Annotated in this window: 18 protein-coding genes; 15 read left to right on the forward strand and 3 right to left on the reverse strand. The window is 41.3% G+C overall.

Annotated features, from left to right (window positions below; translation table 11 throughout):
• Nucleotides 1-112: 112 nt before the first annotated feature.
• The 3 genes from DS742_RS15855 to DS742_RS15865 all read left to right on the forward strand — a co-directional run bounded on the left by DS742_RS15855 (nt 113) and on the right by DS742_RS15865 (nt 2,109).
• A complete protein-coding gene (locus DS742_RS15855) occupies nt 113-790 on the forward strand; it encodes a hypothetical protein (protein ID WP_117417959.1) in 678 nt (225 codons plus the stop codon).
• Nucleotides 791-1,076: 286 nt separating this feature from the next.
• On the forward strand, nt 1,077-1,616 hold the full coding sequence (locus tag DS742_RS15860) for a sigma-70 family RNA polymerase sigma factor (RefSeq protein WP_117417960.1): 540 nt from the start codon (nt 1,077-1,079) through the stop codon (nt 1,614-1,616).
• 28 nt (nt 1,617-1,644) lie between these two features.
• Nucleotides 1,645-2,109, forward strand: a complete 465-nt coding sequence (locus DS742_RS15865) for a phage holin family protein (RefSeq protein ID WP_117417961.1) — start codon at nt 1,645-1,647, stop codon at nt 2,107-2,109.
• A gap of 9 nt (nt 2,110-2,118) precedes the next feature.
• Here the strand turns inward: DS742_RS15865 and DS742_RS15870 are convergent, their stop codons facing one another.
• The 3 genes from DS742_RS15870 to DS742_RS15880 are packed head-to-tail and all read right to left on the reverse strand — an operon-like array spanning nt 2,119 to nt 4,757.
• Nucleotides 2,119-2,700 (reverse strand): accessory gene regulator B family protein, encoded by a 582-nt coding sequence (locus tag DS742_RS15870; RefSeq protein WP_117417962.1) that lies wholly within the window; start codon nt 2,698-2,700, stop codon nt 2,119-2,121.
• Nucleotides 2,701-2,716: 16 nt separating this feature from the next.
• Nucleotides 2,717-4,015 carry a sensor histidine kinase gene (locus tag DS742_RS15875; protein ID WP_117417963.1) on the reverse strand — a complete coding sequence of 433 codons (1,299 nt, stop codon included), beginning with the start codon at nt 4,013-4,015 and terminating at the stop codon, nt 2,717-2,719.
• A 1-nt stretch (nt 4,016) separates the two neighbouring features.
• Nucleotides 4,017-4,757 (reverse strand): LytR/AlgR family response regulator transcription factor, encoded by a 741-nt coding sequence (locus DS742_RS15880; RefSeq protein ID WP_117417964.1) that lies wholly within the window; start codon nt 4,755-4,757, stop codon nt 4,017-4,019.
• Between the two features lie 260 nt (nt 4,758-5,017).
• Between DS742_RS15880 and DS742_RS15885 the strand changes: the two genes are divergently transcribed.
• The 12 genes from DS742_RS15885 to DS742_RS15940 all read left to right on the forward strand — a co-directional run bounded on the left by DS742_RS15885 (nt 5,018) and on the right by DS742_RS15940 (nt 16,044).
• Nucleotides 5,018-5,338 (forward strand): hypothetical protein, encoded by a 321-nt coding sequence (locus DS742_RS15885; RefSeq protein ID WP_117417965.1) that lies wholly within the window; start codon nt 5,018-5,020, stop codon nt 5,336-5,338.
• Between the two features lie 101 nt (nt 5,339-5,439).
• Complete coding sequence (locus tag DS742_RS15890) at nt 5,440-5,580, forward strand: cyclic lactone autoinducer peptide (protein ID WP_097005065.1); 141 nt, start codon at nt 5,440-5,442, stop codon at nt 5,578-5,580.
• 114 nt (nt 5,581-5,694) lie between these two features.
• Complete coding sequence (locus DS742_RS15895; protein WP_117417966.1) at nt 5,695-6,318, forward strand: undecaprenyl diphosphate synthase family protein; 624 nt, start codon at nt 5,695-5,697, stop codon at nt 6,316-6,318.
• Nucleotides 6,319-6,445: 127 nt separating this feature from the next.
• The gene (locus tag DS742_RS15900) at nt 6,446-6,631 is read left to right on the forward strand and encodes a hypothetical protein (protein ID WP_278336073.1); all 186 of its coding nucleotides are present in this window, start codon (nt 6,446-6,448) and stop codon (nt 6,629-6,631) included.
• A 98-nt stretch (nt 6,632-6,729) separates the two neighbouring features.
• Entirely contained in the window at nt 6,730-7,743 is a 1,014-nt protein-coding gene (locus DS742_RS15905) for a LacI family DNA-binding transcriptional regulator (protein ID WP_117417968.1), read from the forward strand.
• Nucleotides 7,744-8,132: 389 nt separating this feature from the next.
• A complete protein-coding gene (locus DS742_RS15910) occupies nt 8,133-9,461 on the forward strand; it encodes an ABC transporter substrate-binding protein (protein WP_341457644.1) in 1,329 nt (442 codons plus the stop codon).
• 70 nt (nt 9,462-9,531) lie between these two features.
• Nucleotides 9,532-10,572 carry a carbohydrate ABC transporter permease gene (locus DS742_RS15915; RefSeq protein ID WP_117417969.1) on the forward strand — a complete coding sequence of 347 codons (1,041 nt, stop codon included), beginning with the start codon at nt 9,532-9,534 and terminating at the stop codon, nt 10,570-10,572.
• Entirely contained in the window at nt 10,569-11,459 is an 891-nt protein-coding gene (locus tag DS742_RS15920) for a carbohydrate ABC transporter permease (RefSeq protein WP_117417970.1), read from the forward strand. The genes DS742_RS15915 and DS742_RS15920 overlap by 4 nt, the downstream gene beginning before the upstream one ends.
• 16 nt (nt 11,460-11,475) lie before the next feature.
• A complete protein-coding gene (locus DS742_RS15925) occupies nt 11,476-13,164 on the forward strand; it encodes a glycoside hydrolase family 13 protein (protein WP_117417971.1) in 1,689 nt (562 codons plus the stop codon).
• A 15-nt stretch (nt 13,165-13,179) separates the two neighbouring features.
• Entirely contained in the window at nt 13,180-14,847 is a 1,668-nt protein-coding gene (locus tag DS742_RS15930; RefSeq protein ID WP_117418016.1) for an alpha-glucosidase, read from the forward strand.
• 118 nt (nt 14,848-14,965) lie between these two features.
• A complete protein-coding gene (locus DS742_RS15935; RefSeq protein ID WP_117417972.1) occupies nt 14,966-15,499 on the forward strand; it encodes a MarR family winged helix-turn-helix transcriptional regulator in 534 nt (177 codons plus the stop codon).
• Between the two features lie 98 nt (nt 15,500-15,597).
• Nucleotides 15,598-16,044, forward strand: coding sequence for a hypothetical protein (locus tag DS742_RS15940; RefSeq protein ID WP_147325811.1), 447 nt, complete (start codon nt 15,598-15,600; stop codon nt 16,042-16,044).
• Nucleotides 16,045-16,054 lie beyond the last annotated feature (10 nt).

Below are 16,054 nucleotides of genomic sequence, written 5' to 3' on the forward strand. Positions count from 1 at the left end.
AATGATGATTGGATTATACGTAAATAATGATCTGAAATAATGGTAAAATAAAATAATTATGCCCAGTGACAGCAAAACAATAATGCCAAAGAAGTTTAAAGGGGAAAGACTCATGAATAAAAAAATTTTCTTATTTTGTTTTTTGGTTATAGCTTTAACCGGCTGCTCGGATACAGGTAAATCCCCAGCTGCAGCAGAGCAGCCAAAAGAAAGTCCGACTGCCGCCTTGGTTCAGGAGTCTTACGTCGGGACCAGGCAGGAAGTTTCCTGGCAGACAGCCTATAAGGACATAATCAGTCATGGGGGTGGTCATCTGCCTGATCCATATAAATTAAGGGGAGAAGATGGATTGAATCCATCGGTCTATCTGGGAATTCATGATTTTAATGGAGATGGTATTCCTGAATTAATATTGGGTGATGGGATTTCTCTAAGCGTGTATACTTATGAAAATCATGGATTGAAAAAGGAAGCGGACCTTTATGAGCCGGAAGGCTGGTATATTGTTAATGAATTATACTTACAGAACAACTGTCTGATTCTTGTGAGCAATGGATCGGATGGATGCGGATATGTGGGATATACCTGGCTAAATGGTGCCTATATTACAGGGACACATGATGATTACAATCCTGACCGGGCTTATTTGAATGATGCTGTGACTACATATAAAGCTTTTGATGATATATTCCATATAACTAAGCTGGAAGATAACTGTAAAAAATCTCTCATTAAAAGAAACACAGAGAGCAGTGAATTTACAGGAGACTGGTCTGATGTGAAATGGTAGAAGAGATAAATGAGGCGGGCAGTAAGTCCGGGTGGGATTCTGACGGATCCTGGTCCCGGACTTTTTTGTTGATTAATTAAATAGAATAACCTAACGTTAATGGGATCAAGAGATAAAATACTGAATAATACGGAGATTTCTCCTTATTATTCAGTATTTTTTACGTGATTCCATAAAGAGATAGTTTTTTATCTACAATCATATTATGCGAAAAAAATAAAAGTTCAGAAGAATTTAGTTTACAATATTACCCTTTTTTTCTTTTTGCCTTTTAGGAGGTAAGAAAATGGGAGAAAGTGTTCATGTAATTATTGAGGAAATAAAAAAAGGTAATAAGGAAAAATTCTTACTGATAGTAGATAAAATGACTCCGCTGATTAACAAGTATGTACGTCTTTTATACAAAGATGAAAAAGAGGACATGCACTCAGAATTTGTACTCAGTCTGCTGGAGGCCATCAATTCAATGCAATATTATAAGGAAGACGGGCAATGTGTGTACTTTTTAAGCAGAGCCCTAAAAAACAAATTCTTAGAGCAGTATAAAAAAAGCAAACAGCATTTTGATACTGAGGCTTCTGTCGAGGATGAGTTTTTTACTGAGATCAGCATGGATCAGCCTGTCTATGATGACTGGTTGTTTCATGAAGATCTAAAAACTATGCTTTTAAAATCGGAAGGGAAACAGGCAGTTATATTGTGGGATATCGTCTTTCATGAAGAGTCGGATGCAGTAATTGCAGAGCGGCATTCGGTGTCCCGCCAATACGTGAACCGTGTCAGAAGAAATTTTTATAATCTTCTGAAAAACAACTATTATAAATGAAAATTCAGATGTTACAGGAGGTGCTGCTATGGAAAAAAAACTGATTTTGGAAAAAAGTGCAATGGGAATTATCAGTGCCTGGATTATGGATCAATTCGGACTTTTATTTCCGGCTGTTTCTTTATTGACCATACTTATGATTACAGATTACATATCAGGGATGCTGGCCTCGAAAAAGGAGGCATTGGACAACCCGGACAATAATAAGTATGGCTGGAACAGCAGGAAAAGCCGGATCGGCGTCTATAAGAAGGCAAGTTATATATTCATTATTCTGGCGGCAGTCAGTACGGATTATGTCATCTATAAATTTTCTACTGAGATCGGAATTAAATTTGAGCATAAGACAATCTTTGGATTATTGGTATCTGTCTGGCTCATAATTAATGAATTAATTTCTATTTTAGAAAATGCAGGACGAATGGGTGCCAGATTGCCGGAATTTCTCCAAAAAGTCCTCACGGAATTACGGGGCAAAATGGATAAAGACTAAAAAGACAGTTCAATCCTTCCGGGGAGTATTCCCGCCGGTGAATTTGGATAATATCAGGGTAGATAATACTAATAAATAAACCAGCGCCTCTAAGAAAATATAGTTTTCCAGATTCAATAAGAGAAAGCTCAGCGCAGCAAGAAAGCTGATGAACAGTGTCCGGTCAGTTTTATGAGTAAATGTCTGGTTTTCATTTGCGTCAACCGGGCGGTTAGGATGATCGACAGCTCCTGTGAGTTTGATCAGTACCATAAAGACAAAGTACAGAAGAAACGAAACAGGAGCTTTCAGGCTGAAATATTTCACGATCAGAAGTATGACAGTCATGGTGGCACAGGAGAAAATCAGGCAGGAGTAGTAAGACTTTAAATGCAGTCCTCCATTAAAGGAGCGGAGGGGAATAAACAATATAAAGAACAGCAGGCATTCCACTTCCATATGAAGAAAAGCCGCAATACAGAGACTGCAGACAAGATTTAAAAAAAGTTCCAGAAAGCTTTGAAAACCATACAAATAAATTTCGTAGTCTTCCTTTGAGATGACTTCTTTTTTTAGAATATAATTGGTAAATGCGATGGATAGCCGTTCCATATTAAGATCCCCCTTTTCATTTTCCTGGTTCTTGATATAAGATCACAACCGCTTTAAATATGTTCCCCTGAATCTGCGTGACGGCCTCACCATTGCAGGCGGCCACAGCCTGCTCGATGGAAAACAGACCAAGTCCATGATGAGCAGGATTTTTCTTAGTGGTCAGAAAATGTTTCTGACCGTCTGTGTATCGTTCCCCCTCGAAGGTATTCCAGACTACAATTGAAAGGATTCCCTTCTGATAGGACATTTCCAGTTCGATTTTTGGATGTCCGCTTTTCATTTGGCGGCAGGCTTCAAGGGCGTTTTCTAACAGGTTGCCAATAATGATGGTCAGATTTCCATTTTGGAAAGGCAGTGTAGGAGGAATAAAAATATTGGTGCAGAATTCTATATTTTGTTTCCGGGCGACTGTCGATTTATAATTTACAAGGGAATCCACTACAATATTACCGCTGCGGGATATTTCGTTTATTTTTTTCGAATCCCCCTTTTCCAAGAGTGCAGTAAGATAAGTGGCGGCATCTTCATTTTTCCCTGAATTTACCATACCAAGTATACTGATTAAGTGCTGCTTCATGTCATGGCGCAGCAGACGGATTTCGGTATTTTGTACTTCACGTTCCTCTGCCTGCCGGCTGCAAAGCTCTAATTGCTGTTCATAGAGCATTGTCTTTTTTTGATAATCCGAACTTGCTGCCAAAGACTCAAATACCTCAAAAATAATATAATTAATAAGCAGCAGTAAAATTCCTGATATAAAAGAGAAAAGAAGCTCATTCTCAGCAGAGCTGCTGATCAGAAAGATATTATGCATAATATAAATACTTCCTGCAGGTACCATAAGCAAAATCGCCATGTACCGTATGGAAATATCACCAGTGCTTTTATGCTGCAGACAGTGTCCGGTAATAATTGCAAAAACAAGCATTACGATTTTTGATATAATGGCTCCTGAGAGACCGGCTTTATCATCTAAATGCATCATGTTTAAGATCATATGTATGATAATTTCCACCAGCATCCAGATGGCACAGATCAAAAAAGAGAACAAGGCACATTTTTTCCAGCTTTCCGAATAAGAAATACTGGTTGCAAGAAAGACAAACACCATGTTGAATAAAAGTGTCAGTGCTGGTGAGATTCCGTTTTCAATGCCCAGAAACAGCTGAAAGAAATAATAGGCCACCCAGATTATATACGTTGTAGTTCTTTTCCAGGAGGGCGCAAAAAAAGCATTGATGCACTTACGTATGACCAAAATATAAAAAAGTGAGAGAAACGGGCTTACAACAGCGGCGGAAAGAATTTTCATACTAATCAACACCTGCTTTCTTGCTGGCCAGATCACATAATTGCTTGCGGATTTTCTTCTGTCTGTCTTCACTGATCTGCAGTGTGGTTGATTTTCCTCCGTTTTCAATAACAAGACTGGAAAAATTCATGGTGCTGACATAATCATAATTTACAAGATAAGACTGGTGTATTCGCAGGTACCGCTGCTTGTTTCCGGCTAACTCTTTTTCCACATCGTTGAGCTTTCCGTAAAAAAACTCCTCTCTGCCATCCTTTAAATAAATATATACAATCCGGTTGCGGCTTTCAAAATAGACTACATCCTTTAACGCCACCTTTTTAATCTCTTTATTAAAGTTAAATTGAAAATAGACGTTATTTTCATTGATCCGTTCATACGCTTCTTTAAAATACCGGGAGAATTTTGCTGTGTCCAGCGGCTTGGAAAGAAAACGGAACGGCTCCACTTCAAATAATTCTTTTAGATATTGTTCGTATCCGGAGATATAAATTAACAATGCAGTCTTATCTTTTTGCCTGATGTGGCGGGCGGCTTCTATTCCGTTCTCCTGTGACATTTCTATATCAAGAAAGATCAGGTCAAATAAGTTACCAAGATTTACGTATTTCGTCAGCATGGAACCGTCAAAAAATACGTCGACTTCAATTTCAATACCGTTTGCCAAAGCTTCTTTCTTTATTAATTTCTCTAACATTCCTGTAAAAAGAACGTCATCATCACAAACTGCTATTCTTAACATACTTACCCTTCCCCATTAAAACTGTGTACTTTATTTACTTTGTTTATGCAAAAATGAAACATGTATATATGTATATCGTATGTTACCTCCCATTAATTAAAAGGGAGAAATAGGAGCTTTTGTCGCATTTTGTCTAATTAATCATATTAAAAATTACTTGCAGGCCCGAAATTTCAACATGATGTAATTTATTCAATGGAAATATAATATTTTCTTATTGCACTAAAAATATTATATCACATTTTATGGAGGTAACAAAATTGAAACCCTATCTTTTTTTAATTATTTCTCTCTGTACCCTGTTTTTAATTGTAAATCTAATTCATCTGATTCTGGAAAAATATGATAACCGAAAATCCAACAAAAAAAGTTATGTAATAAATATGATGGCCGCTGTTGTAATTTCCAATTGCATTGAGTGGAGTGAAATGCAGTTTGAAGGGAGAACTGCATTTATGGGGGAAAGTTTTATATCCCTGCTAAATCTTATTAATATACTGTTATGTCTGGTTCTGGTGCTGTTCATGCTTTTTGTTAAGAATGACAAAGAGAGGATTCATCAGTATCAAAATCGGGAATAATTACGAGCAGTGTCGTTATTTTTACAACTTGTCATTATTAAGCTGCTGAACTTGTATAATTGCATTATCTAAATTTCTTTATAATAATGGAGGTAGAAAGAATGGAACGTAAAAGTAATATTGCAGCTAAATTCATGGAACAGGTAGCCAGAAAATCTGTGGAGATGGCATCTCAAAGCAGATGCATGTATATTTATCATCAGCCGAAGATGCCGGCAGAGCTTAAGAATTTTAAGAAATAGGTATCAGGGCATTTTCTATTACAAAATTTTCTGCCGGACATGATATCCTTTGAAAAAGTTGGCTATAATTTTAACAGGACTTCCTCAAAGGGAACCAATTATGGAGGGCAGATAATGAGAATTCCAAAACACATCGGAATCATTCCTGACGGAAACAGACGCTGGGCTGTGGAGAACGGCATAAAAAAAGAAGAAGGGTATGATAAGGGCATCTCGCCTGGTATGACCCTTTACCGGCTCTGCAGGGATCTGGGAGTGGAAGAAATGACCTTTTATGGCTTTACTGCAGATAATACCAAACGTCCTGCAGTACAGCGGGACGCATTTTCCAAGGCCTGTGTGAAGGCTGTGGAGGTGCTGTCTAAGGAGAATGCACAGCTTCTGGTTCTTGGTAAGACTTCTTCGGCCATGTTTCCGGACGAGTTGAAACCATATACCAAAAGGGTGTGTTTCGGTACCGGGGGAATGAAAATCAACTTCCTGATTAATTACAGCTGGGAATGGGATTTAGGACTGTCAGACGGGTCCATAGGCCCAGCGCTTAAAACCTCCGATGTATCAAGAATGGATTTGATAATCCGGTGGGGAGGTAGGAGAAGACTTTCCGGCTTTCTTCCGGTTCAGTCCGTTTATTCGGATATGTACGTAGTCGATGATTACTGGCCGGATTTTAAAACGGATCATGTTTACAAAGCGCTGGAGTGGTACTCCAGGCAGGATGTGACCCTGGGGGGGTAAAAAAAGAGAATACATCTTAAGGCAGCCGGGCAGGCTGCCTTTTTGTAGATTAAATTATCTGAAATACTCGACCGGGGAATGTAAAAATGCACAATTTTACTCTTTATTTATTTATCATAATGCACAAATTGCAGAATCTTCGATTTTGATGGATACGATCCGGTGCTTTGGTGCCAAACCAACCTCTATATCGTACAGTAAACTGTTTACTTCCCTCCAGACCGGAGTGGTGGATGGAGCAGAGGATGCCGCTTTGGAAACCTCTCTTTATAATAAAGAGGATCTGTGCGCAGACTGGATCAGAAACTGCTGAGCATTCTCCTTACCTTCCTGCTTGCATAAATGAACGAGCCGTAATAGAATGGATAAGAGAAATCCAAGCGGGTTTGCAAGCAGAGGAGGGAGCATGGTATGATTACAATTAAGAAAATGGCGGAATTACTTGGTACCAGCACGACCACCGTTTCCAATGTCATACACGGAAAGCCGGGGGAAGTATCGCCTGTTATGGTGGAAAAGGTGAAAAAGCTGATTGAAGAGTATGACTATGTTCCAAACAGGAATGCCAGGAATCTGGCCAGAAACCGGTCCGGAATAATCGGCCTGGCGATGAAAGCCAGTGAAAATAAGTACGATAACTTTGTAAAAGATCCCTTTGCAGGGGAACTGATCGGGGCAGTGGAACGGTTTGTACGGGCAAAGGGATATTTCACCATGCTCTATGTTTCCAGTGATATAGGGGAAATTATAAGCTCGGTTTCCAGCTGGAACGTGGATGGACTGATTCTTCTTGGAATGCAGAAAGAGGATGGGGAACTGCTGAATCAAAAGATGAAAAAGCCCATGGTTTTTGTGGATGCCTATTTTGAAGACGCTTCTTTTGAGTACGTAAATGTAGGAATCGATGACAGAAAGGGGGGCAGGGAGATTACGGAATATCTCATACAGTCCGGCCACCGGAAAATCGCATTTCTGGCGGATAACTGTATGGGAGTAGATTATCAGAGGTTTATGGGATACCGGGATGCGCTGGACAGTGCCGGTCTGCCATGGAAGGAAGACAACTTTATCAGGCTGAAACCAAGCGGTGCTGATCTATCCCTTATTTTATCCCAGGCTTATGAGCGGGTTGGGGACTTTACCGCGTTTATCTGTGCATCTGATTATTATGCGGCTTATATTTTAAATGATTTAAAGGATCGAGGAATGAAGATTCCACAAGAGCTTTCCATAGTAGGATTTGATGATAATGTCTGCAGCCGCCTGGTAAGACCTGCACTGACGACAGTTCACCAGGACGTAACGGAAAAAAGCCGGATTACTGTGGATAAGCTGTTTCATATAATTAATGAAGAGAATTACGGAGCAAATTTTGAACAGCTTCCAGTCTTTATCGTAGAGCGTTCTTCCGTGAGAAAAATATAGGGTTTCCTGCAAAGGGAGCCTTTTTTTATAATAAGAAGTTCCTCCGTTCAGCCCTGAAATAGATAGTTAATTTTTTTCTTTTATGTATATTTCTTATAAGCAACAGAATAAAATATTTACAAGTATAATATTTTAGAGGCGGTCAACCCCGTCTCTTTTCTATTTAATTGAAAGTTGACCTTAGTTAAACTTCTAAATAAAATAGCCTGCTCAGGGACAGGAGTGATGAAGATAAAAAATACATATTAGAAAAAATGATATAAAAAACTCTTGTTATATAATCCATAAAGTGCTAATATACTATGTATAGAGAACTTATGCGCATAAGTTACAATATAATTATTAAAATATCACATATTAACAGCATATTTTATAATGGAGGGCGTATTATGAAGAAATACTTATGGGTCATGGCGATGGCAGCAGCGGTAATGTCTCTTGCAGGCTGCGGGAAGAGCACGCAGTCAGATGGAACAGTGACATCGGCTGCCAGCAGTGAATCTGCAGAAAGCAAGGGGGACAGCCAGGCAAAGTCCGGCGGGCAGGCGATTCGGATCGTTAACGGAAAGATCGAAATTGATGAACCGTTAAAGGCTTTCGCTAAAAAGTATCAGGAAAAGACCGGTCAGGAGGTTGTGATTGAGTCACTTGGAGGCGGAGTTGACATCAATGGCACCATGAAGGGATATTTAGCTGCAGGCAATATGCCGGATTTATTCGTATTCGGGGGCGAAGGGGATTATCAGACCTGGAAGGATTATATGGCAGATTTAAGCGGTGAAGAGTGGACCTCCAAAACAGAATTCGGTTTTAAATCAGAGGATGGGAAAACGGTAGGATTTCCTTATGCAGTAGAAGGCTATGGTATTACATACAATAAGGACGTTCTTGAAAAAGCAGGGGTAGATCCCGCTTCTCTCACAAACTATGATGCGTTTAAAAAGGCCTTTGAGACCATTGATCAGAAGAAGGAAGAGCTGGGGCTGACGGCTGTATGCTCAGTTGCGGCTGAATCCGGACAGATGTACTGGTCAACAGGAAACCATCTTTTCGGCTACTATTTATCAGGCGGCTTAAAGAGAGGAGATACCACTTATATTGATCAGCTAAAATCAGGAAAGACCGATACAGAGCGTCTGGGACAGTTTGCGGATTTTATGAAGCTTCTGTTTGATTATTCAGATAAGAATACCCTGATATCCGGAACCTATGATGATCAGCTCGCTTTGTGGGCAAAGGGAAAGACCGCGTTCGTCACTCAGGGGAACTGGATTGATCCTTCTCTTCCTGATTACGATGTGAAATTTGGCTGCGGAATCGCTCCTCTGGCGTTTACAAAGGAAGAGATGAAGGGAGTTCTTGCAGACTGCCCATCCTGGTGGGCTGTTTATAACAAAGGCACCAATATTGATGCATGCAAGGCATTTTTAAAAGAGCTTGCCCTGTCTGACGAAGGGCAGGAGTGTCTGGTAAGTGACTGCGGAATGATTTCCCCTTATACCACCTGTAAGGTCAGCCCCAAGACACCTTTGGCCATGAGCTTAAAAACTTATGTGGATGCAGGCAATACCTATTCCTGGGAATGGACGAAGATGCCGGAAGGAATCTCCATGAATGCCACAGGCGCTGTGTTTGAACTGTATGCAAAAGGGGAGATCGACAAGGACGGATTTGTGAATATGATGCAGACAGCCATTGCAGACTATGTGAAAAAATAACTGGGCAGGGCGGCTGAACAGCCGCCCGTATCCATATGAAACGTTAAGGCAGAGATAAAGGAGAAAGCGTATGGATGGAAAAGCAAAAAAGATAAGTTCAATTCTGCCGGCAGCTGTGGGTGCTGTAATGGTTTGCTGCGGGCTGTATTCAGATTTTTACAACCGGGAATTTTGGGGAAGGGGTCCATTGCTTGCAGGGGGACTGATACTGGTCATCGCCAGTCTTTATCTGTTCCCGGGAAGGAAACACCGGGCAATTGTAAACGGTTTATTTCTGCTGCCCCTTACAGGAGCTTTCTTCATAACTGTCCTGATTCCTTTTCTGTTTGGTATTTTTTATTCGTTTACAGACTGGAACGGGATCCGTTTTACCCAGTTTATAGGGCTTAAGAATTATGCGCAGATGTTTCATGCCCCGGATTATTTATATTCGCTGCTTATTACATTTTTATTTACGGTTTTTAACATGGTTTCAGTTAATTTTGCGGCATTCTTTCTTGCTCTTTTATGTACCTCCGGAGTAAAGGGAAGAAATTTTTACAGAGCCTCATTCTTTCTCCCTAATTTAATCGGGGGTATTGTCCTTGGATATGTCTGGCAGTTTATATTTAATAAAGTATTTACAAGCCTGATTGCGGGAAGTGTTTCCATGCTGACGAATCCCAATCTGGCATTTTTTGCAATTCTGATTGTCAGCACATGGCAGTATGCAGGATATATTATGATGATCTATGTCACCGGACTTCAGGGGGTTCCAAGAGACATTTTAGAAGCATCGGCTGTTGATGGGGCAGGGGCGTTAAAAACTCTCATACACATCAAGCTTCCCATGATAGCCAATACCTTTACAGTGTGTATTTTCCTTACCCTCGTCAATTCCTTTAAGCAGTTTGATCTAAATTATGCCATTACAAACGGCGCGCCCAGCCGTATTCTGGGAGCGAAAGCAGTGGCCTCCACTGAGTTCCTGGCTCTTAATATTTATAATACGGCAATTGCCAGAAACAGATATGCGGAGGGGCAGACAAAAGCGGTGGTGTTCTTTCTTATTCTGGCGGCGGTGTCTCTGACTCAGGTATCCATCAGTAAGAAAAGGGAGGTGGAATTATGAGAGAGAATTATGGGCGGAACAGGATTACATGGGACGCAAGGCAGTCAAAACGGCTTATTCCGGAGCTGATCGGTTTGTTACTGTCTCTTTTCGTGCTTTCTCCCTTTATCCTGGTAATATTCAATGCAGCCAAGAAAAGTGCGGATATTGTAATCAGTCCCATAGCGCCTCCGTCTGACTGGGGGCAGCTACTGGTCAATTTAAAAAATGTAATCGGCAATCAGAATTTCAGCTATTGGAGATCCTTTGGCAGTTCCTTGTACATAACCGCAGTCAGCCTGATTCTTCTGACCTTATTTTCCAGTATGGCGGCATGGGTGCTGGTTCGGAATAAGACAAAATGGTCACAGGTGATTTTCATGATGTTTGTGGCCTCCATGGTCATCCCGTTTCAGGTGGTGATGCTGCCCCTTCTGTCTACGTTTCGTAAGGTGTCGGAATTTACAGGGATTCCCCTTTTAAGCAGCTACACAGGAATCATTACCGCTTATCTGGGATTTGGAGGATCCTTATCCGTGTTTATTCTTCACGGGTTTATAAAGGGAATTCCAAAGGAACTGGAGGAAGCGGCCTGGATTGATGGATGCAGTCCGGAGAATACATTTTTTCAGATCGTGTTTCCGCTGCTAAAGCCTGTGCAGATGACGGTGCTGATTCTCAACGGAATCTGGATCTGGAACGACTATCTTCTTCCGTCGCTGATGCTGGGGCTGAATGGAAGAATTAAAACCCTTCCAGTTGCAGTGAGCAGCTTTGTAGGTTCCTATGTCAAGCAGTGGGATTTAATCCTGGCAGCAGCATTTCTCGCCATGATTCCTATTGTCATTCTGTTTTTATGCGCCCAGAGGCAGATCATACAGGGAATGGTAGAAGGGGCAATCAAATAATGAAAAGGAGTCTGCTATGGAACGGAAATGGTGGAAAGAGGCAGTGGTATATCAGATCTATCCCAGAAGCTTTAAAGACAGCAACGGGGATGGGATCGGAGACTTAAACGGGATCAGAGAGAAGCTTCAATATTTAAAACTGTTGGGAATTGATGTGATCTGGCTTTCACCCATTTATCAATCCCCTAATGATGATAATGGATATGACATCAGTGATTACAAAATGATTATGGATGAGTTTGGAACCATGAAAGATTTTGATGATCTTTTAAAAGAGGCCCATGAAATCGGAATCCGGATTATTATGGATCTGGTGGTGAATCACACCTCGGATGAGCATCCATGGTTTTTGGAGAGCCGGAAAAGCAGGGAGAATCCTTACCGGGATTATTATATCTGGAGAGAGGGAAAAGGAGTGGGAGTGCCGCCCAATAACTGGGGAGCCTGCTTTGGCGGCTCTGCATGGAAACTGGATGAGAATACCGGCATGTATTACCTCCATTTGTTTTCTCCTAAGCAGCCGGACTTAAACTGGGAAAATGAGACTGTCCGAAGGGAAGTCTTTGAGATGATGGACTGGTGGTGCAGGAAAGGAATCGATGGTTTCCGCATGGATGTGATCAGCATGATATCCAAGAATCAGGCATTTCCGGACGGCGAAGTAAAGGAAGGACTTTACGGCGATTTCTCACCTTACGCAGTTCATGGACCTATGGTTCATACCTATTTAAAGGAAATGAATGAAAAGGTTCTGTCTAAATATGATTTGATGACGGTGGGTGAGACTGCCGGGGTTACTGTGGAGGAAGCCAGAAAATATGCGGGAGCACAGGAACATGAGTTAAATATGGTGTTTCATTTTGAGCATGTGGAGGGAGACGGAGAACTGCTAAAGTGGACGGACAAAAAGCCGGATCTGCTGCGGTTAAAAAAGATTCTTTCCAGATGGCAGGAGGAATTGGGAGAAGAGGCCTGGAACAGTTTATACTGGGATAATCATGACCAGCCAAGAGCTGTATCCCGCTTTGGCGATGACAGCAGCCGTTACAGGGCTGTTTCCGCAAAGATGCTTGCAACCTGCCTTCATATGATGAGGGGGACTCCTTATATCTATCAGGGAGAAGAACTGGGAATGACCAATTTCCCATTTACTGAGTTGACCCAGTTTAAGGATATCGAAAGTCTGAATGCCTATGGGGAACTTACCGGGAAAGGGCTGGTCAGCCATGAAAAGATGATGAGCTATTTACGGTGCAAAAGCAGGGATCATGCCAGAACTCCCATGCAGTGGGATGATGGACCGTCAGCCGGATTCACTGTTTCAGTTCCCTGGATATCGGTCAATCCCAACTATACTGAAATCAATGCAAAAAAAGAACTGGCTGATAAGAATTCCGTATTTCATTATTACAGGAAGCTGATAGAGCTGAGAAAGAAATATGAAATAATTGTATATGGAAGCTATCAGCTGATTATGAAAGAGGATGCCAGGGTATTTGCCTACATCCGCAGTCTGCAGAGCGAGAGGCTGCTTGTGCTTTGTAATTTTTCTGATGAGGAGGCAGCCGTATCCATTCCGGAAGAATTTTTAAGAGAGGATGTAAAGTGCCTCATTGATAACTACGATAATCCTTCGTCACAAAGGCGGGGCAGACTTCTTCCTTATGAGGCGGCAGCCTATTATCTGGGGAAGGAAAAAAACTGAATGGAGAAATATGAAATGAATAAACAATGGTGGCATGATAAGGTGGCCTATCAGATCTATCCGAAAAGTTTTTGCGATACCAATGGTGACGGAATCGGGGACTTAAGAGGCGTGATTTCAAAGCTGGATTATTTAAAGGAGCTTGGAATTGATATCATATGGCTTTCCCCCATATATCAGTCTCCCTTCGCAGATCAGGGATATGACATTTCTGATTATTATAAAATTGATCCCAGATTCGGCACGATGGAGGATTTAACAGAACTGATTGCCGAGGCGAAGAAAAGGAATCTTTCTATTTTGCTTGATCTGGTGGTGAACCATTGTTCCGATGAGCATGAATGGTTTCAGAAGGCTCTCAAGGATCCGGAAGGGGAATATGGTAAGTATTTTTATATCAGGAAAGGAAGAGACGGGAAAGAGCCTACCAATATCCGGTCTTATTTTGGAGGAAGTGCATGGGAACGGATCGGAGATACCAATCTGTATTACCTTCATCTTTTTCATAAAAAGCAGCCGGATTTAAACTGGGAAAATCCGGTTCTCCGGGGAGCAATCTACGATATGATCAACTGGTGGCTTGAAAAAGGAATTGCGGGATTTCGGATTGATGCCATCATGAATATTAAAAAGGCACTTCCTTTTCATGATTATGCGCCGGACCGGGATGATGGACTGGCAGACTGCAGGCTGATGTTAAAAGAGAATGAAGGAGTTATGGATTTTCTAAAGGAGATGCGGGATGCCACCTTTAAAAAATATAACGCGTTTACCGTTGGAGAAGTATTTAATGAAAAAAAAGAGGAGCTGAATGATTTCATAGGGGAAGACGGATGTTTTTCTTCCATATTTGATTTTAGCCAGACTGTGTTCGGCGCCAGTGAAAAAGGCTGGTATGACAATCAGCCTGTCACGCCGGATGATTACAGAAAATGCTGTTTTGACAGCCAGAAGAGGGCGGAAGGAATTGGTTTTCTTTCTAATATTATAGAAAATCACGATGAGCCCAGGGGTGTGAGCAGATATATTCCGGAGGGAGAATGTTCCGATGCAGCAAAGAAAATGCTTGCAACCCTATATTTTCTTTTAAAAGGAATTCCCTTCCTCTATCAGGGACAGGAAATAGGCATGGAAAATGTTCCCTTTGACAGCATCGACCAGTTTGACGATGTTTCCACTTTGGAGGAATACCGGGTGGCACGAAGGAACGGTCTGTCACAAGAACAGGCTTTTGAAGCTGTAAAACGTTACAGCCGGGATAATGCCAGGGTCCCCTTCCAGTGGGATGACAGTGAAAACGCCGGGTTTACAAAAGGAACTCCCTGGCTTATGGTCAGTCCGGATTATCAAACCATTCATTTACAGCGCCAGTCTGCAGATCCCGATTCCGTTTTCTCCTATTATAAAAAGCTGATTGCATTAAGAAAGGCGGAGGAATACAAAGATACCTTTGTATATGGTCAGTTTACACCTGCATTTGAAGAAAAAGAAAGAGTAATGGCTTATTATAGAACGGGAAATAATCAAAGAATTCTTGTTATTGGTAACTTTAAAATGGCTGAGCAGGAAATTGAGCTTGATAAACCATATAAAAACATTCTACTTCACAATTACCATACAGCCGGGGGGAATGGAACCAGGCTTTTATTAAAGGGATATGAGGTTCTTGTCCTGGAATTTTAAATAAAACGATTATCCATGGGATCGTTGACATTGGATCTATGGAGGAATATAATGAAGTCAGGGGTATATACGTTGGTATATGCCCTTTCGTTTATTATGACATAGGAGGAAAATGGTTATGGGTGATAAAAAATCAGATAGTCTTCATTGTCCCTGCTGCAAACGGCATTGTCCGTTAAATGATCTTCACTGCAGCAAAGGAAAAGTCTATGCCAAATCAATAAAGAGCAAAGAAACCGCAATCGGGCAGCAAAAGGAAGCGTATGCACCGTCTTACAACAGAATTCTTCTTTTTTATAAAATTGTTTTTGACCGCCTGTTTGTCTGGAAGGAGCACGGGTCTGGCGGGAAGAAAAGCAGAGTACTTGTAATGGGATCATTGTTTCTGTCAGATCAGAAGACGGTGATGGAACTGGAAGCAGAGACTGGCATTCATGGTGATAAGCTGATGGAATGTCTGGAAAAGCTTGATAAAAAAGAATACATTGCAAAAAAGAAAGATCCTGAGGGGGTACACCGGTATTCCCTGTCTGAGAAAGGATTAAAAGTGGCAGAAGAATCCATAAAAGAAGGAGACAGACAAGTGCTTTCCCGCTTAAGTGAGGAGGAGAAGGAGCAGCTTGAACGGCTGCTGAAGAAATTATTACCATAGGGATATCTAGTTGCTTTTTTATCAATATGTGATACAATGCAACTAGAATAATGAAGTTTGCGGGAATGGGAAAAACACCTGCAGCAGGAGGAATTACATTGGAAATCAGGAGAAAACGGTCCGGAATAAACCGCCTGGTACTGGTATGCCTGTTTTGTGCGGCAGTACTGGTTACACAACTGAATACAGTTGAAGTGGTTAAGGGGATCGGACTTCCTGGTTTTTTTCCTGTAGGCACTATTTCCAGTGATAACCTGTACCATAAAAAATATGATGTAATGATTGAACCAAAGGATGTGCTGGAAGAGGAAACTGTGGGGGAGGTATTGCTAAACATCGCAAGCCGTTCATCCTTTAAAAGCTTAGTCCTTAATTATATATGTTTAAAGACATTTTTCTTACTAATTCCTTTTGCTTTATGGCCGCTTCGCGCCGTTCTTTTGCAGGAAGGATATATAAGCAGAATGTTTGTGATACAATACATACATAATTCGGACGGAGAGAAAGAAGCAGCAGCAGGCAGGCTATGGCAGATTGAAAATTAAATAGAAAATG

This window comes from Lacrimispora amygdalina (assembly GCF_003432035.1).
Taxonomy (GTDB): Bacteria; Bacillota; Clostridia; order Lachnospirales; family Lachnospiraceae; genus Lacrimispora; species Lacrimispora amygdalina.